At 72.4% G+C, this 20492-nt stretch carries 21 protein-coding genes and 5 tRNA genes; 6 read left to right on the forward strand and 20 right to left on the reverse strand.

Translation table 11 applies throughout. The features are described 5' to 3' along the window. Positions 1-74: 74 nt before the first annotated feature. Together recG and fakA are read right to left on the reverse strand one after the other, a co-directional pair. Entirely contained in the window at positions 75-2276 is a 2202-nt protein-coding gene (gene recG / locus IE295_RS09315) for an ATP-dependent DNA helicase RecG (protein WP_190063086.1), read from the reverse strand. Positions 2277-2311: 35 nt separating this feature from the next. Further along, positions 2312-3976 (reverse strand): DAK2 domain-containing protein, encoded by a 1665-nt coding sequence (fakA, locus tag IE295_RS09320; RefSeq protein WP_224323536.1) that lies wholly within the window; start codon positions 3974-3976, stop codon positions 2312-2314. Positions 3977-4213: 237 nt separating this feature from the next. Between fakA and rpmB the strand changes: the two genes are divergently transcribed. Continuing rightward, complete coding sequence (gene rpmB, locus IE295_RS09325) at positions 4214-4399, forward strand: 50S ribosomal protein L28 (protein ID WP_003957616.1); 186 nt, start codon at positions 4214-4216, stop codon at positions 4397-4399. Positions 4400-4534: 135 nt separating this feature from the next. Here rpmB and thiD read toward each other — a convergent pair whose 3' ends face one another. Both thiD and IE295_RS09335 read right to left on the reverse strand, forming a co-directional pair. Further along, on the reverse strand, positions 4535-5326 hold the full coding sequence (gene thiD / locus IE295_RS09330) for a bifunctional hydroxymethylpyrimidine kinase/phosphomethylpyrimidine kinase (RefSeq protein WP_190063088.1): 792 nt from the start codon (positions 5324-5326) through the stop codon (positions 4535-4537). A 50-nt stretch (positions 5327-5376) separates the two neighbouring features. Continuing rightward, positions 5377-6348 (reverse strand): thiamine-phosphate kinase, encoded by a 972-nt coding sequence (locus IE295_RS09335; protein ID WP_190063089.1) that lies wholly within the window; start codon positions 6346-6348, stop codon positions 5377-5379. A gap of 146 nt (positions 6349-6494) precedes the next feature. Between IE295_RS09335 and IE295_RS09340 the strand changes: the two genes are divergently transcribed. Continuing rightward, positions 6495-6728 carry an Lrp/AsnC ligand binding domain-containing protein gene (locus tag IE295_RS09340; protein WP_190063090.1) on the forward strand — a complete coding sequence of 78 codons (234 nt, stop codon included), beginning with the start codon at positions 6495-6497 and terminating at the stop codon, positions 6726-6728. Positions 6729-6748: 20 nt separating this feature from the next. Further along, positions 6749-7255, forward strand: coding sequence for a DUF3515 domain-containing protein (locus tag IE295_RS09345; RefSeq protein WP_190063091.1), 507 nt, complete (start codon positions 6749-6751; stop codon positions 7253-7255). On the opposite strand, the gene IE295_RS09350 is transcribed toward IE295_RS09345, so the two are convergent. The 3 genes from IE295_RS09350 to IE295_RS09360 are packed head-to-tail and all read right to left on the reverse strand — an operon-like array spanning position 7252 to position 10209. Then, the gene (locus tag IE295_RS09350) at positions 7252-8400 is read right to left on the reverse strand and encodes a D-alanine--D-alanine ligase family protein (RefSeq protein WP_190063092.1); all 1149 of its coding nucleotides are present in this window, start codon (positions 8398-8400) and stop codon (positions 7252-7254) included. The genes IE295_RS09345 and IE295_RS09350 overlap by 4 nt on opposite strands. A gap of 34 nt (positions 8401-8434) precedes the next feature. Next, positions 8435-9436 carry an NAD(P)H-dependent glycerol-3-phosphate dehydrogenase gene (locus IE295_RS09355; protein ID WP_190063093.1) on the reverse strand — a complete coding sequence of 334 codons (1002 nt, stop codon included), beginning with the start codon at positions 9434-9436 and terminating at the stop codon, positions 8435-8437. After that, positions 9433-10209, reverse strand: coding sequence for a lysophospholipid acyltransferase family protein (locus tag IE295_RS09360; protein ID WP_190063094.1), 777 nt, complete (start codon positions 10207-10209; stop codon positions 9433-9435). Before IE295_RS09360 ends, IE295_RS09355 begins: the two co-directional genes overlap by 4 nt. Before the next feature lie 172 nt (positions 10210-10381). Between IE295_RS09360 and cofC the strand changes: the two genes are divergently transcribed. Further along, complete coding sequence (gene cofC, locus IE295_RS09365; protein ID WP_190063095.1) at positions 10382-11032, forward strand: 2-phospho-L-lactate guanylyltransferase; 651 nt, start codon at positions 10382-10384, stop codon at positions 11030-11032. 10 nt (positions 11033-11042) lie between these two features. Beyond that, entirely contained in the window at positions 11043-11267 is a 225-nt protein-coding gene (locus IE295_RS09370) for a hypothetical protein (protein ID WP_190063096.1), read from the forward strand. Positions 11268-11354: 87 nt separating this feature from the next. Here IE295_RS09370 and IE295_RS09375 read toward each other — a convergent pair whose 3' ends face one another. The 4 genes from IE295_RS09375 to leuC all read right to left on the reverse strand — a co-directional run bounded on the left by IE295_RS09375 (position 11355) and on the right by leuC (position 14632). After that, the gene (locus IE295_RS09375) at positions 11355-12053 is read right to left on the reverse strand and encodes an HU family DNA-binding protein (RefSeq protein ID WP_190063097.1); all 699 of its coding nucleotides are present in this window, start codon (positions 12051-12053) and stop codon (positions 11355-11357) included. Positions 12054-12176: 123 nt separating this feature from the next. After that, entirely contained in the window at positions 12177-12422 is a 246-nt protein-coding gene (locus IE295_RS09380) for an SCO5555 family protein (protein WP_086571969.1), read from the reverse strand. 179 nt (positions 12423-12601) lie between these two features. Beyond that, the gene (gene leuD / locus IE295_RS09385) at positions 12602-13195 is read right to left on the reverse strand and encodes a 3-isopropylmalate dehydratase small subunit (protein ID WP_190063098.1); all 594 of its coding nucleotides are present in this window, start codon (positions 13193-13195) and stop codon (positions 12602-12604) included. Positions 13196-13198: 3 nt separating this feature from the next. After that, entirely contained in the window at positions 13199-14632 is a 1434-nt protein-coding gene (gene leuC / locus IE295_RS09390) for a 3-isopropylmalate dehydratase large subunit (protein ID WP_190063099.1), read from the reverse strand. A gap of 126 nt (positions 14633-14758) precedes the next feature. Between leuC and ndgR the strand changes: the two genes are divergently transcribed. Further along, the gene (gene ndgR / locus IE295_RS09395; RefSeq protein WP_040889156.1) at positions 14759-15487 is read left to right on the forward strand and encodes an IclR family transcriptional regulator NdgR; all 729 of its coding nucleotides are present in this window, start codon (positions 14759-14761) and stop codon (positions 15485-15487) included. Between the two features lie 9 nt (positions 15488-15496). On the opposite strand, the gene IE295_RS09400 is transcribed toward ndgR, so the two are convergent. The 9 genes from IE295_RS09400 to IE295_RS09440 all read right to left on the reverse strand — a co-directional run bounded on the left by IE295_RS09400 (position 15497) and on the right by IE295_RS09440 (position 20455). Then, positions 15497-16471 (reverse strand): anti-sigma factor RsbA family regulatory protein, encoded by a 975-nt coding sequence (locus IE295_RS09400; RefSeq protein ID WP_190063100.1) that lies wholly within the window; start codon positions 16469-16471, stop codon positions 15497-15499. After that, positions 16461-17363 carry an MEDS domain-containing protein gene (locus IE295_RS09405; protein ID WP_190063101.1) on the reverse strand — a complete coding sequence of 301 codons (903 nt, stop codon included), beginning with the start codon at positions 17361-17363 and terminating at the stop codon, positions 16461-16463. Before IE295_RS09405 ends, IE295_RS09400 begins: the two co-directional genes overlap by 11 nt. Before the next feature lie 87 nt (positions 17364-17450). Then, positions 17451-17523 (reverse strand) — tRNA-Glu (locus IE295_RS09410). A 41-nt stretch (positions 17524-17564) separates the two neighbouring features. Next, positions 17565-17636 (reverse strand) — tRNA-Gln (locus tag IE295_RS09415). A gap of 17 nt (positions 17637-17653) precedes the next feature. Next, positions 17654-17726 (reverse strand) — tRNA-Glu (locus tag IE295_RS09420). 39 nt (positions 17727-17765) lie between these two features. Beyond that, positions 17766-17838, reverse strand: a tRNA-Glu gene (locus IE295_RS09425). A gap of 81 nt (positions 17839-17919) precedes the next feature. Next, positions 17920-17991 (reverse strand) — tRNA-Gln (locus IE295_RS09430). 213 nt (positions 17992-18204) lie between these two features. After that, on the reverse strand, positions 18205-19680 hold the full coding sequence (gltX, locus tag IE295_RS09435; protein ID WP_190063102.1) for a glutamate--tRNA ligase: 1476 nt from the start codon (positions 19678-19680) through the stop codon (positions 18205-18207). Then, the gene (locus IE295_RS09440) at positions 19673-20455 is read right to left on the reverse strand and encodes a fumarylacetoacetate hydrolase family protein (RefSeq protein WP_190063103.1); all 783 of its coding nucleotides are present in this window, start codon (positions 20453-20455) and stop codon (positions 19673-19675) included. Before IE295_RS09440 ends, gltX begins: the two co-directional genes overlap by 8 nt. Positions 20456-20492 lie beyond the last annotated feature (37 nt).

A 20492-nucleotide genomic window follows, 5' to 3' on the forward strand; every position in this document is an offset into this window, starting at 1 on the left:
GTGGGACGGGGCGGCGGGGCCGCCCCCGGAAAGCGTATGCCGTTGGCCGCGCGCCGTCCCCGCGGGCCGGGCCTTCAGCCCTTGTCCAGGAACTCCTCCCGCTCCTTGTCCAGCAACGCGTCCAGCGCGGTGCGCAGCTCGGGCAGCCGCTCCAGCTCGGGATCGGCGGCGACGACCGCCGCGGCCTCCTCGCGGGCCGCCACGATGACGTCCTCGTCGTCGATGACGGCGAGCATGCGCAGGCTGGAGCGCACGCCGGACTGCGCCTGGCCCAGCACGTCGCCCTCGCGGCGCTGCTCGAGGTCGATGCGGGAGAGCTCGAAGCCGTCGAGGGTCGCGGCGACCGCGCCGAGCCGGGCCCGCGCGGGAGACGCCTCGAACGCCTCGCTGACCAGCAGGCACAGCCCCGGGGCCGAGCCTCGGCCCACCCGGCCGCGCAGCTGGTGCAGCTGGGAGACGCCGAACCGGTCGGCGTCCATGATCACCATCACGGTGGAGTTGGGCACGTTCACGCCCACCTCGATGACGGTCGTGGCGACCAGGACGTCCACCTCGCCGGCCGCGAAGCGGCGCATGACGTCGTCCTTGGCCTCGGGCTGCATCCGCCCGTGCAGCACCTCCACCCGCAGCCCGGCCAGCGGGCCGGCGGCGAGCTGCCCGGCGACGTCCAGGACCGCCAGCGGCGGCCGCCGCTCGCCCTCGGCCTCCTGGGCGGCGGTCTTCTTCCGGGCCTTGGGAGTGTCCTCCTCGTCGCCGATGCGCGGGCAGACCACGTACGCCTGGTGGCCGCCCTCGACCTCCTCGCGGACCCGCTCCCAGGTCCGGGCGAGGAAGTGCGGCTTGTCCCGGGCGGGCACCACGTGGGTGGCGATGGGCGAGCGGCCGGCGGGCAGCTGGTCCAGCACCGACGTCTCGAGGTCGCCGAAGACGGTCATCGCGACCGTGCGCGGGATCGGCGTCGCGGTCATCACCAGCAGGTGGGGCGGCTGCTTGCCCTTCGAGCGCAGGGCGTCGCGCTGCTCGACGCCGAAGCGGTGCTGTTCGTCGACCACGACCAGGCCCAGGTCGTGGAACTGGACCTTGTCCTCGATGAGGGCGTGGGTGCCGACGACGATGCCCGCCTCGCCCGTGACCAGATCCAGCAGCGCGTGCCGGCGGGCCGCCGCGCCCATGGAGCCGGTGAGCAGCACCACCTTGGTGCCCTGGTCGGCGCCGCCGAGCATGCCGCCCTCGGCGAGGTCGCCCATCATCTCGGTGATCGACCGGTGGTGCTGCTGGGCGAGCACCTCGGTGGGGGCGAGCATCGCGGCCTGGCCGCCCGCGTCCACGACGCCGAGCATGGCGCGCAGGGCGACCATGGTCTTGCCCGAGCCCACTTCGCCCTGCAGCAGGCGGTGCATGGGGTGTTCGGTGGCGAGATCGTCGAAGATCTCGGCGGAGACCTTCTCCTGGCCCTCGGTGAGGGTGAAGGGCAGCCGGGCGTCGAAGGCGTCGAGCAGCCCGCCGGCGGCCGGCTTGCGCGGCACGGCCGGCAGCTGGGAGTCGGCGTGCCGGCGGCGGGCGAGGGCGACCTGCAGGACGAACGCCTCGTCCCACTTCAGCCGCTGCCGGGCGTCCTCGATGTCCGCCTTGGTGCGCGGCCGGTGGACCTTGCGGAACGCCTCGGGCAGCGGCAGCAGGCCCCGTCCCTCGCGCAGCGCGTCCGGCAGCGGGTCCACCACCTCGCCCCAGCCGGCGGCCTCCATGGAGGCCAGCACCACGTCGAGGCAGTTGGAGATCTTCCAGGACTCCATCTGCGAGCAGGCGGGGTAGAGCGGGATCAGCTGGTTGGCCCACGCCTCGACGGCGTCCGCGCCGCTGTCCTTGCCGAGCATCTCGTACGCGGGGTGGGACAGCTGCCGGACGTTGCGGAACGTGCCGACCTTGCCCGCGAACATGCCGCGGCGGCCGGGGACGAGCTCTTTCTGGTGGTGGTAGATCGACCGGCCGAAGAAGACCAGCTGCAGCCGGCCGCTGCCGTCGGACAGCGTCACCTCCAGGCGCTGGCCCCTGCCGTTGTTGAACTTGTGCACACGGGCGTCGGAGACCTGGGCGACGACGGTGACGTGCTCGTCCAGCGGCAGGTCCGCGAGACGGGTCAGCTCGCCGCGCTCGGCGTAGCGGCGCGGGTAGTGGTGCAGCAGGTCGCCGACCGTGTGCAGGTCGAGGTGCTCGGCCAGCACCTTCGCGGTGTTGCCGCCGAGCGTCTTCTTCAGAGGTTCCTGGAGCGCGGGCACGGGTCCATTGCACACCACGCCGCTGACAACGCGGCCTATTCGATGCCGATGAGCAGCGGCGCGGACCGCTGTCCGCCGTGGTAGACCACCGTGTCCACGGCCAGGTGGGCGCGGCGCACGTGCCGGCGCAGGCGGTCGGCGACGGCGTCGGGGACCCCCTCGCCGAGGACGAGGGTGACCATCTCGCCGCCCGCGGCCAGCATGCGGTCCAGCACGGTTCCGGCGGTCTCGGCGAGGTCGGTCCCGATGACGGCCACGTCGCCGTCGATCAGGCCGAGGACGTCCCCGGCCTGGCAGACGCCCGCCATGGTCCAGGACTGCCGTTCGGCGACGGTCAGCTCGGCGTAGCGGGTGGCGCCGGCGGCGGAGGTCATGGCGACGACGTCCTCGTCGAAGCGCCGGGCGTTCTCGTGGACGGCGAGGGCGGCGATGCCCTGGACCGGGGAGCGGGTGGGGATCAGGGCGACGCGTACGCCCTCGGCGCGGGCCTGCTCGGCCGCCGCGGCGGCGGTGTGCCGCAGGTCGGCGTCGTTGGGCAGCAGGACGACCTCGCGGGCGTGCGCGCGCCGGATCGCCTCGACGAGCTCCCCGCTGGCGGGCGGCTCGCCCGGCCGTACGGCCACGACCGTCGCCCCGGCCTCCGCGCACAGGCCGGCCAGTCCCTCGCCGGGGACGAGCGCGACGACGGCGCGCTGCGCGGGCTCGCGCACGCGGGTGCGCTCCTCGTCGGCCGCGCCGAAGTGGGTGATGCGGATGCGGTGCGGGCGCCCGGCGTCGATGCCCGCCTCGACGGCGGCCCCGGCGTCGTCGACGTGCACGTGGACGTTCCACAGGCCGTCGCCGCCGACCACCACGAGCGACTCGCCCAGCGCGTCGAGCCGGGTGCGCAGGCGGGCGACGGCGGCGTCGTCGGCGTCCAGCAGGTAGATCACCTCGAAGGCCGGGCCCCCGCCCGATGGCGTGGCGTCGCCGAGGTCGGCGGGGCAGCCTTCGGCCTGCCACGCGCGCGTGGCGGGCGGCGCGGCGGCCGCCGCCTCGGGGCTCGCGGTCGCGCCGGACAGGGCGGCGGCGAGCGCCCCCAGGACCTCGACCAGGCCCTTGCCTCCCGCGTCGACCACGCCGGCCCGGCCCAGGACCTCCAGCTGGCCGGGGGTGGCCGCGAGGGCGGTACGGGCCCTCTCGTGGGCGGCGCGGGCGACGGCGGCGGCATCCCCGCCGGCGGCCGAGGCGGCGTCGGCGGCAGCGGCGGCGACGGTCAGGACGGTGCCCTCGACGGGCCGGGCCACGCCTTCGTACGCGGACTCCACGGCGCGGCGCAGGGCCCGCCGCAGGAGCACGGCGCCGCTCTCGCGGTGGTCTTCGTCACCCGTCGCCGCGAGGACCTCGGCCATGCCGCGCAGCAGCTGGGCGAGGATGGTGCCGGAGTTGCCGCGGGCGCCTATGAGCGCGCCGTGGGCCATGGCACGGACGGCCTCGGCGAGGCCGGGGCGGGAATCCGGGCCGGTGGTGGCGTGGCCGTCGAAGACCGCGTCGACGGCGCGGGCGGCGGATTCGACGGTCAGGTAGAGGTTGGTGCCGGTGTCGCCGTCCGCCACGGGATAGACGTTGATCGCGTCGATCTCCTCGCGGGCCCGGCCGAGCGCGTCGAGCGCGAGCGCGCACCAGGTCCGTACCGCATCGGCGTCCAGCGGGTGCGGCACGTGGGTCCTCCTCAAGGCTGCGGGCGGTGCTGGAGCAGAGTAGTCCGGCACGGCGTTCCGGAGGGCGGGCCGGGCGGGGTCCGGGCCGGTCATGGTAGTTTCGTTGTCCAGGAGCGGTCGTTGTATGCTGCTCCGGTTGCCTGATGAGAATCAGGCCATCCCCCTGGCAAGCCAGTCACCTACGACCCGGCACGCCGGGATTTCCCGTAAGTGCATCTGAAGTCTTTGGAGTGACCCGTGGCTGCCAACTGCGACGTCTGCGGCAAGGGGCCGGGCTTCGGCAACAACATTTCGCACTCGCACCGCCGTACGTCCCGTCGCTGGAACCCGAACATCCAGCGCGTGCGTGCCGTGGTCGGTCGGACGCCGAAGCGCCTCAATGTCTGCACCTCGTGCATCAAGGCCGGCAAGGTCTCGCGCTAACTAGCTAGTAGCGCGGCAGCCTCGCCGCACCTTGAAAGCCGGTCCCCTACGGGTGGCCGGCTTTTTGCATGCCCGAAAAGACCTGGACGGGCCCGGAAGGGACCGAAAAGCCCCGGGAGCCCGGGGCCCGGCGGGTCAGCGCCGCAGCGCCCACCCGTGGTCCACCGGCCCGATCCCGCCGCCGAGCGCGAAGCCCGCAGCGATCGCTCCGGTCACGTACTCCTTGGCGGCCGCGACGGCGTCCGGCACCGGCGCCCCCTTGGCCAGGCCGGCGGCGATGGCGGAGGCCAGGGTGCAGCCGGTGCCGTGGGTGTGGCGGTTGTCGTGGCGCGGCGCGCGCAGCCAGTGCTCCTCGGTGCCGTCGGTGAGCAGGTCGACCGCGTCCCCCTCGAGGTGGCCGCCCTTGATGAGCGCCCAGCGGGGGCCGTAGGAGAGCACCGCCTCCGCCGCCGTCCGCAGATCGGCCTCGCGGGCCACCTGGACGCCCGTCAGCCAGGCGACCTCGTCCAGGTTGGGTGTGGCGACCGTCGCGGCGGGCAGCAGGCGCGTACGGACCGCCTCGAGCGCGGAGGCGGCCAGCAGGGCGTCGCCGTGCTTGGAGACGCCGACCGGGTCGACGACCACGGGGACGTGCACGCCGGCGAGCAGGCCTGCCACGGTCTCCACCAGCTCGGCCGAGGCCAGCATGCCGGTCTTGACGGCCTGGACGCCGATGTCGTCGACGACGCTGCGGAACTGGGCCCGTACCGCTTCCGCCGGCAGTTCCCAGGCGCCCTGGACGCCCAGGGAGTTCTGGGCGGTGACGGCGGTGAGCACGCTCATGCCGTGCGTGCCGAGGGCGAGCATGGTCTTGAGGTCGGCCTGGACGCCCGCACCGCCGCCGGAGTCGGAGCCGGCGACGGTCAGCACGCGTGGGGGTATCGGCATGGCGCCGAATCTACCCGCCGTGCGCACGCCCCGGGCGAGGGGCGTGGGCCCTACTCCTCGGGCTCGAGATCCCCGAAGTGGTCCCAGCCGCCCGCCTTGTCCCAGGGCGCGCCGTCGACGGTCACCTGGGGCAGGGCGGAGGGGTTGACCACCTCGCCGATGATCTTCCAGCGGGCGGGCAGCTTCACGTCCGGCGGGAAGGTGGCGACGATGGCGTGGTCCTCTCCCCCGGTGAGCACCCACTGCAGGGGGTCGACGCCGACGGCCTGGCCGATGTCGTACATCTGCGTGGGCACGTCGATGGCGGCCGTGCGCAGGTCGATGCGGACCTTGCTGGCCTCGGCGATGTGCCCGAGGTCGGCGATGAGGCCGTCGCTGACGTCGGTCATGGCCGTGGCGCCGAGCGCGGCGGCGGCCGGGCCCGCGTGGTACGGCGGTTCCGGGCGGCGGTGCGCCTCGACGAAGGCGCGCGGCGAGCGGAAGCCGCGCGAGAGCACGGCGAGGCCGGCCGCGGACCAGCCCAGCCAGCCGGTGACGGCGACGACGTCGCCGGCCCGGGCGCCGGAGCGGGTGACCGGCTCGTGGTTGCGCAGGTCGCCGAGGGCCGTGATGGCCACGGTGATCGTCTCGCCGCGGACCACGTCCCCGCCGACCACGGCCGCGCCGGCGACCTGGCACTCGTCGCGGATGCCGTCCATCAGCTCGGTCGGCCAGGTGGCGGGGAGCTCGGCGGGTACGACGAGGGCGAGCAGGACGGCCGTGGGGACGGCGCCCATGGCGGCGATGTCGGCGAGGTTCTGGGCCGCGGCCTTGCGGCCCACGTCGTAGGCCGTGGACCAGTCGCGGCGGAAGTGCCGGCCCTCCAGGAGCACGTCCGTACTGGCCACGACCCTCCGGTCGGGCGCGGCGACCACCGCGGCGTCGTCACCCGGCCCGAGACGGACCGCCGGGGTGGTGGTGAGCCGGGAGGTCAGCTCTCTGATGAGCCCGAACTCCCCCAACTCGCCCACGGTGCCTTTCACTGAGCTCCTCCTCGGAGTGTCGGTTGCCCTGATCGTGACGTGTTCCGCGCCGCGCAGGCCGCGCGGGTCTCCCCGCACCGTGCGACGACGCGGTACCGTGGCGTCTCTTCTCCCCACATGATCCTCGTAGCCGCCCTGGAGGTTCCGTGGTACAGGCGTACATCCTGATCCAGACCGAGGTCGGCAAGGCGTCGACCGTGGCCGAAGTCATCGGAAAGATCGAGGGAGTGATTCAGGCCGAGGACGTCACCGGGCCGTACGACGTGATCGTGCGCGCCCAGGCGGACACCGTGGACGAGCTCGGCCGGATGGTGGTCGCCAAGGTCCAGAAGGTGGAGGGCATCACCCGCACCCTGACCTGCCCGGTCGTCCATATCTAGCTCCCCCGTATGCTCGGCCGGTGAAGACTTCGCTTCGCCGGCCCCTCGGCCTGCCCGCTCTCGCCCTGCTGTGCGCGTCCGTGGCCTGTTCGGCCCCGGACGGCAAGGCGAGCCCGGCGGTGCCCACGCCGTCGGCGCGGCAGGCCGGACTCTGCCGGGCGCTGCACGAGGAGTTGCCCGAAACCGTGGACGGCCGGAAGCGGCGTGCCACCGATCCGGTCTCCGACTTCACCGCCGTGTGGGGTGACCCGGCGATCTCGCTGCGCTGCGGGGTGGGGCGTCCCAAGATCCTTACGCCCGGCACCGAACACTACAACCCCACGGCCGATTCGGTGGAGGTCGACGGAGTCGGCTGGCTGCCCGAGAGGCAGCCGGACGGCAGCGTCCGGTGCACCACGACGCTGCGGCAGGCGTGGGTCGAGGTGACGCTGCCCAAGCAGGTGGTGGGCGACGCCGGCGACATCAGTGCGCTGACCGATCTCGCCGGCGCCGTCCGGAAGACGGTCCCTGTGGGCGTCCTGCCCTAGCGCAGGCCCGTGGGGCGGCGCAGGGCGGCCTGCAGGAGGCGGTCGACCAGCTCGGGGTACTCCACGCCGGTCTCCTGCCACATGCGCGGGTACATGGAGATGGGGGTGAAGCCGGGCATGGTGTTGATCTCGTTGATCACGAACTCGCCGTCCTCGGTGAGGAAGAAGTCCGCGCGGACCAGTCCCTCGCAGGAGGCCGCCTCGAAGGCCGCCACGGCCAGCTCCTGGATCCGCCGGGTCGCGTCCTCGCCGATCGGGGCGGGCACGATGCCGGAGGCGGAGTCGATGTACTTGGCCTCGAAGTCGTAGAAGTCGTGCGCGGAGACCGGGGGGATCTCGGCGGGCACGCTGGCGCGCGGGCCGTCCTCGAACTCGAGCACGCCGCACTCGATCTCGCGGCCGCGCAGCAACGATTCGACCAGGATCTTCGGGTCGTGGCGCTGCGCCTCGGCGATGGCCTCGTCCAGGCCGGAGAGGTCGTCGACCTTGGTGATGCCCATGGAGGAGCCGGCCCGGGCGGGCTTCACGAAGAGCGGCCAGCCGTGCTCGCCGGCGAAGTCCACGATCTTCTTGCGGGCGGCGGCCGGGTCGGCCTGCCACTCACGCGGGCGGATCACCTCGTACGGGCCGACGGGCAGCCCGAAGGAGATGAAGACCCGCTTCATGTACTCCTTGTCCTGGCCGACGGCGGAGGCCAGGACGCCCGCGCCGACGTAGGGGATGCCGGCCAGCTCCAGCATGCCCTGGAGGGTGCCGTCCTCGCCGTAGGGGCCGTGCAGCACGGGGAAGACGACGTCGACCTCGCCCAGCGCCTTGGGCACGGCGCCCGGCTCGGTGTAGACGACCTCGCGGCTGGCGGGGGTGACGGGCAGCAGGACGCCGCCGTCGGCCGACTCCACGAGGTCCTCGACGCTGGGCAGCTCGCGCCCGGCGATGGCCATCCGCTCGGGATCGTCCGCGGTCAGCGCCCAACGGCCGTCGGTGGTAATGCCGATCGGCAGCACCTCGTACTTGGTGCGGTCGATGGCGCGCAGGACGGCGCCCGCGGTGACCACGGAGATGGCGTGTTCGGAACTGCGGCCGCCGAAGACGACCGCGACACGCGGCTTCCGGTCAGGGCTCTGGGTGGAGGTCTCGCTGCTCATATCGCGTCGAGAGTACCTGCTGGCAGCGGGTGCGTCAGTGCCGCTCGGCCTTGGCGCTGCGCGACATGAGTTCCTTGAGGGCCACCAGGGGCGGCTTGCCCTCGTGCACGATGTCCACGACGGTCTCCGTGATCGGCATGTCGACATGATGGCGTCGGGCCAGATCGAGCACGGACTCACAGGACTTGACGCCCTCGGCGGTCTGCTTGGTGACCGCGATGGTCTCGTCGAGGGTCATGCCGCGGCCCAGGCAGGCACCGAAGGTGCGGTTGCGGGAGAGCGGCGAGGCGCAGGTGGCGACGAGGTCGCCCATGCCCGCGAGGCCGGCGAAGGTGTGCGCGTCGGCCCCCATGGCCAGGCCCAGCCGGGTCGTCTCGGCCAGGCCGCGGGTGATGAGGGAGGCCTTGGCGTTGTCGCCGAGCCCCATGCCGTCGGCGATGCCCACGGCCAGGGCGATGACGTTCTTGACGGCGCCGCCCAGTTCGCAGCCGACGACGTCGGTGTTGGTGTAGGGGCGGAAGTAGGGGGTGTGGCAGGCGGCCTGCAGGCGCTTGGCCACGGACTCGTCGCGGCAGGCCACGACGGCGGCGGCGGGCTGCCGGGCCGCGATCTCCTTGGCCAGGTTGGGGCCGGTGAGGACGGCTACGCGGTCCGGGGAGACCTTGGCGACCTCCTCGATCACCTCGCTCATCCGCTTGGCCGTGCCCAGTTCGATGCCCTTCATCAGGGACACGAGGACGGTGTCGGCCGGCAGCAGGGGCGCCCACTCGGTGAGGTTGCCGCGCAGGGTCTGGGAGGGGACGGCGAGGACGGCGAACGCCGCGCCGTCGGCGGCCTCGGCGGGGTCGGTGGTGGCCCGCACGGCCGCGGGGAGCTCGACGCCCGGGAGGTAGTCGGGGTTGGTGCGCCCGGTGTTGACGGCGTCCACGAGGGCGGCGCGGCGGCCCCACATGGTCACCTCGCACCCGGCGTCGGCGAGGACCATCGCGAAGGCGGTGCCCCAGGATCCGGTGCCGTAGACGGCGACGCGCGTCACTTGCTGTCCTCCTCGGCCGACGCCGCGCTTCCGGCCGCCGTCTGCTGCCGGCGGGCCGCGGTGCGGGCCTTCTTGTGGTTGTACGGCTCGGCGGGAGCGGGCTCGCCGCGGAGTTCGGCGAGGAGGTCGGTGATCGCCCGCATGATGACGTCGGTGACCTCGCGCAGCACCTCGGCGGTGGGTTCCTTGCCGTAGTAGGCGGAGAGGTCGACGGGCGGGCCCGCGAGCACCTTGAGGGTCTTGCGGGGGAACAGCCGGAGCTTGTTCTCCTTGGCGTAGGGCGGCATGGCCTCGTTGGCGCCCCACTGGGCGACCGGGATGACGGGGGCCTTGGTGAGCAGGGCGACGCGGGCGGCGCCCGTCTTGCCCTCCATGGGCCACATGTCCGGATCGCGGGTGAGGGTGCCCTCGGGGTAGAAGGCAACGCACTCGCCCTTGTTGATGGCGTCCACGGCGGCCCGGAAGGCGGCGGCTGCGTCGGCCGATTCGCGGTAGACGGGAATCTGCCCGGTGCCGCGCAGGATGGCGCCGACGAAGCTGCCCTTGAAGAGGCCGGCCTTGGCCAGGAAGCGGGGGACGCGCCCGGTGTTGTACTGGAAGTGGGCGTACGACAACGGGTCCAGATAGGAGTTGTGGTTGACCGCGGTGATGAATCCGCCGTCGGCCGGAATGTGCTCCATTCCCCGCCAGTCCCGCTTGAACAGAACCACGAGTGGCGGTTTTGCCAACACCGCCGTAAAGCGGTACCAGAAGCCGATTCTGCGGCGGGACACTCGGACACCCTTCTGTTGGGACCTGGAAGCTGCTGCGGGTCTGCTGCTCACCCGGGGGCCGGACAAGTGTCGCCCCAGGTACCCGGTCTGTCGAGAACACCGTAACCCCGCGTTCCGGTCGTGGCGGCGGCAGCGGGTGACAATGGGGCCGAAGCGAAGAGAGGGGGCGGATGTGGTCTGGACGCTGGTGGTGCCGCTGAAGCCGCTGGCCATGGCCAAGAGCCGGCTGCGGGCGGACGCCGGGCGGCTGCCGGGCCCCGCGCTCGCGCTGGCCTTCGCCCTGGACACGGTGGCGGCGGCGCTGGCGTGCCCGTCGGTGCGGGATGTGGCGGTCGTCACCCGCGACCCGCTGGCCGGGGCGGAGCTGGCCGCGCTGGGCGCCCGGATACTGCCCGAGCCGCCGGGGGACGGGGGGCTCAACGCGGCGCTGGCGCACGGGGCGCGGACGGTGCGCGAGGGCCGTGCGGATTCGGCGGTGGCGACGCTGAACGCGGATCTGCCGGCGCTGCGCCCGCCGGAACTCGGGCGGGTGCTCGATTTCGCCGCGGAATTCCCGCGCGCATTTCTCGCGGATGCCGCGGGAATCGGTACGACGCTGCTCGCGGCGGCGCCGGGAATGGAATTGGCTCCGGCGTTCGAGGGGCGTTCGCGCGCCCGTCACCGCGCCTCGGGGGCCCATGAGATCGCCCTGACGGACGTGGATTCCGTGCGCCGGGACGTGGACACGGCACAGGATTTGCGGGCGGCCCTGGCGCTGGGCGTGGGGCCCCGCACGGCGGCCGTCACCGGCGGCGTGCCGCTCGCCGGCCGGGCGGCGGACTAGGCTGCTGACCATGCAGGCCACCGCGTACACCTTCGACCCTTCGACCCGCTCCGGGAGCGTCCTCCTGGACGACGGCACGCCCGTGCCCTTCGACACGGCGGCGTTCGACGCCGGGGGCCTGCGGCTGCTGCGGCCGGGGCAGCGGGTGCGCATCGAGCTCGCGGAGGGCGAGGCCGGGGGCGAGGGGGCCCCGGCCGGCCGCCGCGTGACCCTGGTGACGCTGCAGACGTTCTGAGCATCCGGCCCGCACGGGCCGTGACGCACCGCGGGCCGGGCTCCCCGGAGGGAGCCCGGCCCGGCGCGTGACGCCGTGGTCGCCGCCTTACTTCTTCCTGGCGGTGGTCTTCTTGGCGGTGGTCTTGCGCGCGGTGGTGGTGCGCGTCGTGGCCTTCTTGGCGGGCGCGGTCTTCTTCGCGGCGGCCGCCTTCTTGGCCGGGGCCGCCTTCTTCGCGGCGGTCGTCTTCTTGGCGGCCGTCGTCTTCTTGGCCGCGGCCGCCTTGGTGGCGGTCGTCGCCTTCTTGGCGGGCGCGGCCTTCTTGGCCGTGGTCGCCTTCTTGGCGGCGGTGGCCTTCTTCGCCGGCGCGGCCTTGACCGCGGTCGCCTTCTTGGCGGCCGTGGTCTTCTTCGCGGCGGTGGCCTTCTTGGCGGTGGCCTTCTTGGCCGCGGCCTTGGCGGTCACCTTGCCGCCCGAAAGGCTGCCCTTGGGCGCCTTCTTGACGGAGACCTCGCCGCCCTTCGGCAGCTTCTTCGTACCGGCCACCAGGTCCTTGAAGCCCTGGCCCGCGCGGAAGCGCGGCACCGAGGTCTTCTTGACCCGCACCCGCTCACCCGTCTGCGGGTTGCGGGCGTAACGGGCGGGACGGTCGACCTTCTCGAACGAGCCGAAACCGGTCACCGAGACCCGGTCACCGGCGACAACCGCACGGACCATCGCGTCGAGAACAGCGTCGACGGCGTCCGCGGCCTGCTGACGGCCGCCGAGCTTGTCGGCAATCGCTTCAACGAGCTGCGCCTTGTTCACGTCTTCCCCTTCGGAGACATTGGCTGGAATGTGCTCCAGCTTTTTCGCACGTTAGGCAGATATATACCGCAAATCAAACACGAAACGGTCTAATCACCCTTGTGCCGCAACGAACTCGACCCATCACGGAGTTCCGTCGGTGTCGGGCTCTTGGGGGAAACGGCCCTCGTCGAGGTCGTTCATCAGCCGGTCCAGGCGCCTTGCCGCACCTGAGAGATCGTGCTTCGCCGAGGCCGTGATGGCCAGCAGCTGCCGGGACAGCGCCATCCGTACGCCCTCCGGGACTTGCAGTGTGCGCACTTTCGTGTGCGCTTCCTTCAGTTGGTCGGCGACAAGCCGGTAAAGCTCGAGTTGGCTGTCGCGTTCCATGCACCGATTGTGCCATCTGAGGCGAGTTGTCGCTTCACGGGCCCTCAACAAAGCAACGCGCCCCCTGTCCGAAGACAGGGGGCGCATCATGCCAAACCCTGGGTGAGCAGCGAAAATCCGGGGCCTCGGTAAGCGGCTCCGACCCGTGTGACACTGGGCCAAACGAGCCGGAATCGACCTCAGATCAGGGCCGTGGAGGGCTTGAAAGCGGGCCTGCGGGCCTCGTAGGAGGCGATGTCCGCCTCGTGCCGGAGGGTCAGTCCGATGTCGTCCAGCCCCTCCAGCAGACGCCAGCGGGCATTCTCGTCAAGGTCGAATCCGGCCGTTAGCCCCTCGGCCCGCACCTCCCGGGCCACGAGATCGACCGTCACCTCGACGGAGGGGTCGTTCTCGGTCAGCTCCCACAGCGCCTCCACGGTCTCCTGCGGCAGGACGACCGTCAGCAGCCCGTTCTTGAGCGAGTTGCCGCGGAAGATGTCGGCGAACCGGGACGAGACCACGGCCTTGAAGCCGTAGTTCTGCAGCGCCCAGACCGCGTGCTCCCGGGAGGAGCCGGTGCCGAAGTCGGGCCCGGCCACCAGCACCGAGGCGCCGGCGCGCTCGGGACGGTTCAGCACGAACTCCGGGTCCTTGCGCCAGGCCTCGAAGAGCCCGTCCTCGAAGCCGTCGCGGGTCACCTTCTTCAGCCAGTGCGCCGGGATGATCTGGTCGGTGTCGACGTTGCTCCGGCGCAGCGGGACGGCCCGGCCGGTGTGCGTGGTGAAGGCTTCCATGACTCAGACCTCCAGGGGGGTGCGTGCTGCGGTGGCGCCGGACAGGTCGGCCGGGGAGGCCAGGTGTCCCAGGACGGCGGTGGCGGCGGCGACCTGCGGGGAGACCAGGTGGGTGCGGCCGCCCTTGCCCTGCCTGCCCTCGAAGTTGCGGTTGGATGTCGACGCGGACCGCTCGCCGGGCGCGAGTTGGTCGGGGTTCATGCCCAGGCACATCGAACAGCCGGCGTGCCGCCACTCGGCGCCGGCCGCGGTGAACACCTTGTCGAGCCCCTCCTCGACGGCCTGCAGCGCCACCCGCACGGAGCCGGGGACGACCAGCATCCGGACGCCGTCGGCGACGTCGCGGCCCTCGAGGACGGACGCGGCGGCCCGCAGGTCCTCGATCCGGCCGTTGGTGCACGAGCCCACGAAGACGGTGTCCACGCGGATGTCCCGCAGCGCCTGACCTGCCGTCAATCCCATGTATTCCAGGGCCTTTTCGGCCGCCAGGCGCTCGGAGGCGTCCTCGTAGGAGGCCGGGTCGGGCACCGCCGACGACAGGGGCGCGCCCTGGCCCGGGTTGGTGCCCCAGGTGACGAACGGGGACAGTTCGGTCGCGTCGATGACCACCTCGCGGTCGAAGACGGCGTCGTCGTCGGTGCGCAGCGTGCGCCAGTACGCGACGGCCGCGTCCCAGTCGTCGCCGGCGGGCGCGTGGGGGCGGTCCTTGAGGTAGGCGAAGGTGGTCTCGTCGGGGGCGATCATGCCGGCCCGGGCGCCCGCCTCGATGGACATGTTGCACACGGTCATCCGGGCCTCCATCGAGAGGTTCTCGATGGCGGAGCCCCGGTACTCGATGACGTAGCCCTGGCCGCCGCCGGTGCCGATCCTGGCGATGATCGCGAGGATCAGGTCCTTGGCGGTGACGCCCTCGGGCAGCTCGCCCTCGACCGTGATCGCCATGGTCCTGAACGGCGACAGCGGCAGCGTCTGGGTGGCCAGGACGTGCTCGACCTGGCTGGTGCCGATGCCGAACGCCAGCGCGCCGAACGCGCCGTGGGTGGAGGTGTGACTGTCGCCGCAGACGACCGTCGTGCCGGGCTGGGTGAGGCCCAGCTGCGGTCCCACCACGTGGACGACGCCCTGCTCGACGTCGCCCAGCGGGTGCAGCCGGACGCCGAACTCGGCGCAGTTGCGGCGCAGGGTCTCCAGCTGGGTGCGGGAGACCGGGTCCGCGATGGGCTTGTCGATGTCGAGGGTGGGGGTGTTGTGGTCCTCGGTGGCGATGGTCAGGTCCGTGCGGCGGACCGTACGGCCGGCCTTGCGCAGGCCGTCGAAGGCCTGCGGGCTGGTGACCTCGTGGAGCAGGTGCAGGTCGATGAAGAGGAGGTCGGGCTCGCCTTCGGCGCGCGTGACGACGTGGTCGTCCCAGACCTTCTCCGCGAGTGTCCGTCCCATCGCTGTCCCTTTCGCCGGCGGCGTTGCCGGCCAACTCGTTGCCGGATGGTGCTGTGCGTTCCAGGTTGGCGCGTCTCGGGAAAATTTGAACTTGCGTTTCATACTTTGAGACGGGAGTATCGTTGCATGGACAACTCTGGTGGCGCCTCAAGCGGTGTGGGCGTTCTCGACAAGGCGGCTCTGGTTCTGAGCGCTCTGGAGTCCGGCCCGGCGACCCTCGCCGGGCTGGTCACGGCGACGGGCCTGGCGCGCCCCACGGCGCACCGGCTCGCGGTGGCGCTGGAACACCACCGGATGGTGGCGCGCGACATGCAGGGCCGGTTCATACTCGGGCCCCGGCTGAGCGAGCTCGCGGCCGCGGCCGGCGAGGACCGGCTGCTGGCCACGGCGGGCCCCGTGCTCACGCACCTGCGGGACGTGACGGGCGAGAGCGCGCAGCTCTACCGCCGGCAGGGCGACATGCGGATCTGCGTGGCGGCCGCGGAGCGGCTGTCGGGCCTGCGGGACACCGTGCCGGTGGGCTCCACGCTGCCGATGAAGGCCGGATCCGCGGCCCAGGTGCTCATGGCCTGGGAGGAGCCGGAGCGGCTGCACCGCGGCCTGCAGGGGGCGCGCTTCACGGCGACGGCGCTCTCGGGCGTGCGGCGGCGGGGCTGGGCCCAGTCGATCGGCGAGCGGGAGCCGGGCGTGGCCTCGGTCTCCGCGCCCGTGCGCGGCCCCTCCAACCGCGTGGTGGCCGCCGTCTCGGTCTCCGGCCCCATCGAGCGCCTCACGCGTCACCCCGGGCGCATGCACGCCCAGGCGGTGCTGGACGCCGCCGTCCGCCTGACGGAAGCGCTGCGGCGCAACGGCTGAGCGGCCCTCTCACCACCCTTCCACGTCCGCGGGGCCCGCGACGCGCAGTGTCAGGCGCGTCAGCGGGCCCTGCGTGCGCACGTCCAGGCACTCGCTGAGCGTGCGGGCCAGCCACAGACCGTCCTCGACGGCCGCCAGGGCCCCCGGCGGGCGGAAGCCCGCGAAGGCGGGAACGGGCTCGGCCGCGCCCGCCCGCCGGGTGCGCAGCAGCTCGTACGCCACCGCCCCCGGCTCCGGCCAGGCCCGCAGGGCGAGCCGGGCGCCCTCCCCCGCCAGCAGATAGCCCGCCGCCTCGTGCACGGCCAGGACCGCCAGGGCCAGCCGCTCGCCGCTCAGGCCGGCCGCCGCGGCCCGCTCCCGGGCGAAGCGGCGCACCGCGCGGAGCCGGTCGGTGGGGCCCGTGCGGGCCGCCCCGGCGGGCGCGGGAGAGCGCGGCAGCGGCACGGCCGCCACGTACGCCCCGGGGTCGGCGTAGGTCGCGCAGGGGATCAGCCGCTGCCCGTCCAGCCGGGCGGGGTGCGTGGCGCAGGCCGCCCGGGCCACGTCCCGGGGCACGGTCCTGGTGTCGTACGGGCAGATCATCCACAGCGGCAGCCCGGCCAGCAGGACGTTGAGCCCGGACTCCATCCGCTTCCACTCCGCGATCTGGCGGGCGCTCTTCCCGCACCACACCGGCTCGGCGATCATCCGCATGCGCAGCCCGGGGCGGGCGCGGCGGTCGTGGTAGCGCAGGAACGCGGAGACGCGCTCGACGGGACGGCGGCCGAAGTAGGCGGTCTCGGCGGTGTCCAGCGCGTGGGCCCGCTCCCCCAGCGCCCGCCGGAGCAGCTCGATGTTGGCGGGCGTCGTCGCGGCCAGTACGGGCTCGCCGGCCGCCAGCCCGTCGCGCACGAAGGGCACCGCCATCGCCAGGAACTCCGCGTCGCTCCCGTACAGGCAGGCGTGGTGGACGAAGCCGCCCTCCGCCACGTCCTCAGCAGGCATGCACGGCCCCCAGCCGGAGCCCGGGTGTCCGGTCCCAGCCGACGACGGTGATGACCTGCAGCAGATGCCGTGGCAGCCCGCTCAGCTCCACGGTGCGGTGGCGGGCGGCGCGGGCGCGGGCGAAGGTCATCAGCAGCCGCAGCCCGCCGAGGTCGAGGAACTCCACCCCGGACATCTCCAGGCACACCTCGCCGCGCACGGCCGCGACCGACCGCAGGGCGTCCCGCAGGCGGCGGTGGGAGCCGGCGTCGACCACGCCCTCGATGCGCAGCCCCTGGGGGCGGTACGTGCGCGCGACGACCAGCTCCGCCGTCCGCACCAGGGGATCGGCCTCCACGCTGCGGGCGTGCGCCGACTCGAACGCGTCCAGCGCGGCCGGGTCGCAGCGGCGGATGTCGTACTGGCAGACGGTGAGCGTCTCGCCGGAGCTGAACTCCTCGGCGAGGAGTGCCTCGTAGCGCAGCAGCCCGGGAACGTCGAGGAGGCTGGGCCCGCCGCACAGGGCGGCGCCCGGCTCGCCCGCGACGCGCAGCGCGCGGTAGCCCTCCTCGCGCGAGCGGCGGGCGGCGCCGCGCAGCCGGCGCAGCAGGGCGGCGGCTTCCAACTGTCCACGACCGGAGCGGAATTCGGCCAGGCGTACCACCTCGACCCGGCCGGCCAGCGCGGCGGGGGTGCCGCCGAGCCGGTAGGCGTCCAGCAGGGCGCCGGGGCCGGGCGGGTCGTCCTCGCCGCTGAGGTAGAGGATCTTGTCCTGCGCGTCCAGTCCCCCGAGCACGAAGTCCCGCAGGATCGAGGCCCGCTCCTCGTCCGACTCGAAGAACAGGCACGCGTGGTCGCCGGGCTGCAGCTCTCCGACGTGGACCCGGCGGCGCACGCCGTGCGGATGGACCATGCGGGGATTATCCCGCCGCCTCGGAGGCGGGGGAAGGACGCATGAAAAAATGCCCCCCGCCGAAGCGAAAGGCATTCTTTCTTTCTGTACCCCCGACCGGATTCGAACCGGCGCTACCGCCTTGAGAGGGCGGCGTGCTAGGCCGCTACACAACGGGGGCTTGCTTTTGTTTTGCTCAGCAGACTCAAAAAGCAATCTGCGCTGGGGTACCAGGACTCGAACCTAGACTAAGGGAACCAGAAACCCTCGTGCTGCCAATTACACCATACCCCATGGTGGTTATTAACCAGTACCCCCGACCGGATTCGAACCGGCGCTACCGCCTTGAGAGGGCGGCGTGCTAGGCCGCTACACAACGGGGGCCCTAGCGATCCCCTTCGAGGTCACCCTCTGAGGAATCAGTACCCCCGACCGGATTCGAACCGGCGCTACCGCCTTGAGAGGGCGGCGTGCTAGGCCGCTACACAACGGGGGCTTGCACTTCGCTTTGCGCTTTCGCGCGGTTTCTACTTTATCAGTAGTTTTGCGAGAGAATTTCCGCGAAGAATTTCTCTTGCTGGGGTACCAGGACTCGAACCTAGACTAAGGGAACCAGAAACCCTCGTGCTGCCAATTACACCATACCCCACCGTAACTTGACCCCCCGTAAGGGGTCTTGCTCGGCTTGCGCCTTCCGTTCCGGCCTCTCGGCCCTCTCGGGCGGCGCAGGAAGAACATTACCCGAAGGTGGACTGGGGTCCAAAATCGATAACCCGCCTGGTGCCCGGGCGGCCGTACGCACCGGGGCCCGGCGGCCCGTGGAGGGCTGCCGGGCCCCGGTGCGCGGGACGTTGCGCGGGCGTCAGGCGCCGAGCTTCGCCAGGGCGGCGTCGACGCGCGCGAGGGTGCGCTCGCGGCCGAGGATCTCGAGGGACTCGAAGAGCGGCAGGCCGACCGTACGGCCGGTGACGGCCACGCGGACGGGCGCCTGGGCCTTGCCCAGCTTCAGGCCGTGCTCCTCGCCCGCGGCGACGACGGCGGCCTTGAGCGCGTCGGCGTTCCACTCCGCCGCGGCCAGCTTCTCGCGGGCCGTGCGCAGCAGCGCGTCCGAGCCCTCCTTCATGGCCTTGGCCCAGGACGCCTCGTCCTCGACGGGCTCGTCCAGGAAGAGGAAGTCGACGTTCGCGGTGATGTCGGACAGCACCGTGAGCCGGGTCTGGGCGTGCGGGGCGATGGTCTCCCAGGCGGTCTGGTCGAAGTTCTCCTCCGGCCAGTTGGCGTGCGGCGCGCGCAGCCAGGGGGTGCAGGCCTCGGTGAACGTCTTCGGGTCGAGCCGGCGGATGTGGTCGGCGTTGATCGCCTCGCACTTCTTCAGGTCGAAGCGGGCCGGGTTGGCGTTGACGTCCTTGATGTCGAACGCGGCGACCATCTCGTCGATCGTGAAGAGGTCCTGGTCGGCCGAGAGGGACCAGCCGAGCAGCGAGAGGTAGTTGAGCAGGCCCTCGCGCAGGAAGCCGCGCTCCCGGTAGAGGTTCAGGGAGGACTGCGGGTCGCGCTTGGAGAGCTTCTTGTTGCCCTCGCCCATCACGTACGGCAGGTGGCCGAAGTCCGGGGTGGTGCCGTTGCCCACGCCGATCTCCGCGAGCGCCCGGTAGAGGGCGATCTGGCGCGGGGTGGAGGAGAGCAGGTCCTCGCCGCGCAGCACGTGCGTGATCTCCATCAGCGCGTCGTCGACGGGGTTGACGAGCGTGTAGAGGGGGGCGCCGTTGGCCCGCACGATGCCGTAGTCCGGAACGTTCTCCGGGGTGAAGGTCAGCTCGCCGCGCACCAGGTCGGTGAAGGTGATCGGCTCGTCGGGCATCCGGAAGCGGACGATGGGCTCGCGGCCCTGGCGCTCGTACTCCGCCTTCTGCTCGTCGCTGACCTCGCGGCACGTGCCGTCGTAGCCGGAGGGCCGGCCGGCCGCGCGGGCGGCCTCGCGGCGCTCGTCGAGCTCCTCGGTGGTGCAGTAGCAGTAGTAGGCGTGCCCGGCGTCGAGCAGCTTCTTCGCGACGTCCTTGTAGAGGTCCATGCGCTGCGACTGGCGGTACGGCGCGTGGGGGCCGCCCACCTCGGGGCCCTCGTCCCAGTCCAGGCCCAGCCAGCGCATGGCGTCCAGCAGCTGCTGGTACGACTCCTCCGAGTCGCGCGCCGCGTCGGTGTCCTCGATGCGGAAGACCAGGGTCCCGCCGTGGTGGCGGGCGAACGCCCAGTTGAAGAGGGCGGTGCGGACCAGGCCCACGTGGGGGTTGCCGGTCGGCGAGGGACAGAAACGTACGCGGACGTTCGCGTTAGCCACGCTTGATCACCTTGTTGGTGAGAGTGCCGATGCCTTCGATGGTGACGGCGACCTCGTCGCCGACGTTGAGCGGTCCGACGCCGGCCGGGGTGCCGGTGAGGACGACGTCGCCGGGGAGCAGCGTCATCGCCTCGGTGATGTTGACGATCAGGTCCTCGATGGAGTGCACCATCTCCGCCGTGCGGCCCAGCTGGCGCTGCTCGCCGTTGACGGTGCACATGATGCCGAGGTCGGAGGGGTCGAGCTCGGTCTCGACCCAGGGGCCGAGGGGGCAGGAGGTGTCGAAGCCCTTGGCGCGGGCCCACTGCTTCTCGCGGCGCTGGATGTCGCGCGCGGTGACGTCGTTGGCGCAGGTGTAGCCGAGGATGACGTCCTTGACGCGCTCGCGCGGGACCTCGCGGCACATGCGGCCGATGACGACGGCGAGCTCCGCCTCGTGGTGGAGCTCGCTGGAGAAGGAGGGGTAGGCGATCGGGTCGCCGGGGCCGATGACGGCGGTGGAGGGCTTGAAGAAGGTGACGGGCCCCTCGGGGAGCTCGTTGCCCAGTTCCGCGGCGTGCTCGGCGTAGTTGCGGGCGACGGCGACGACCTTGTTGGGCAGCACGGGCGGCAGCAGCCGCACCTTGCTCAGCGGGATCTTCTGCCCCGAGCGCTCGAATTCCGCGAAGGGGTGCCCCTTGATGATGTCGAGGACGGGACCGCCCTCGGTCGAGGCGTCCCCCTCTACGACGCCGAAGGCGACGTTTCCGTCGATGGAGAACCTTGCGATGCGCACGGGAAGCTCGCGCCCCTTGTCTGATTGGCCGGAGTCT

The sequence above is a fragment of the Streptomyces griseocarneus genome, from assembly GCF_014655595.1.
Classification (GTDB): domain Bacteria; phylum Actinomycetota; class Actinomycetes; order Streptomycetales; family Streptomycetaceae; genus Streptomyces; species Streptomyces griseocarneus.

What these genes read in the sequence shown, in the direction of transcription:
- thiD (WP_190063088.1), bottom strand. Translation starts at nt 5,326, where the DNA reads ATGCCGATACCCCCACGCGTGCTGACCGTCGCCGGCTCCGACTCCGGC.
- IE295_RS09350 (WP_190063092.1), bottom strand. Translation starts at nt 8,400, where the DNA reads ATGAGCAGCGAGACCTCCACCCAGAGCCCTGACCGGAAGCCGCGTGTC.
- IE295_RS09370 (WP_190063096.1), top strand. Translation starts at nt 11,043, where the DNA reads ATGCAGGCCACCGCGTACACCTTCGACCCTTCGACCCGCTCCGGGAGC.
- IE295_RS09380 (WP_086571969.1), bottom strand. Translation starts at nt 12,422, where the DNA reads ATGGAACGCGACAGCCAACTCGAGCTTTACCGGCTTGTCGCCGACCAA.
- leuD (WP_190063098.1), bottom strand. Translation starts at nt 13,195, where the DNA reads ATGGAAGCCTTCACCACGCACACCGGCCGGGCCGTCCCGCTGCGCCGG.
- leuC (WP_190063099.1), bottom strand. Translation starts at nt 14,632, where the DNA reads ATGGGACGGACACTCGCGGAGAAGGTCTGGGACGACCACGTCGTCACG.
- ndgR (WP_040889156.1), top strand. Translation starts at nt 14,759, where the DNA reads ATGGACAACTCTGGTGGCGCCTCAAGCGGTGTGGGCGTTCTCGACAAG.
- IE295_RS09400 (WP_190063100.1), bottom strand. Translation starts at nt 16,471, where the DNA reads ATGCCTGCTGAGGACGTGGCGGAGGGCGGCTTCGTCCACCACGCCTGC.
- IE295_RS09405 (WP_190063101.1), bottom strand. Translation starts at nt 17,363, where the DNA reads ATGGTCCATCCGCACGGCGTGCGCCGCCGGGTCCACGTCGGAGAGCTG.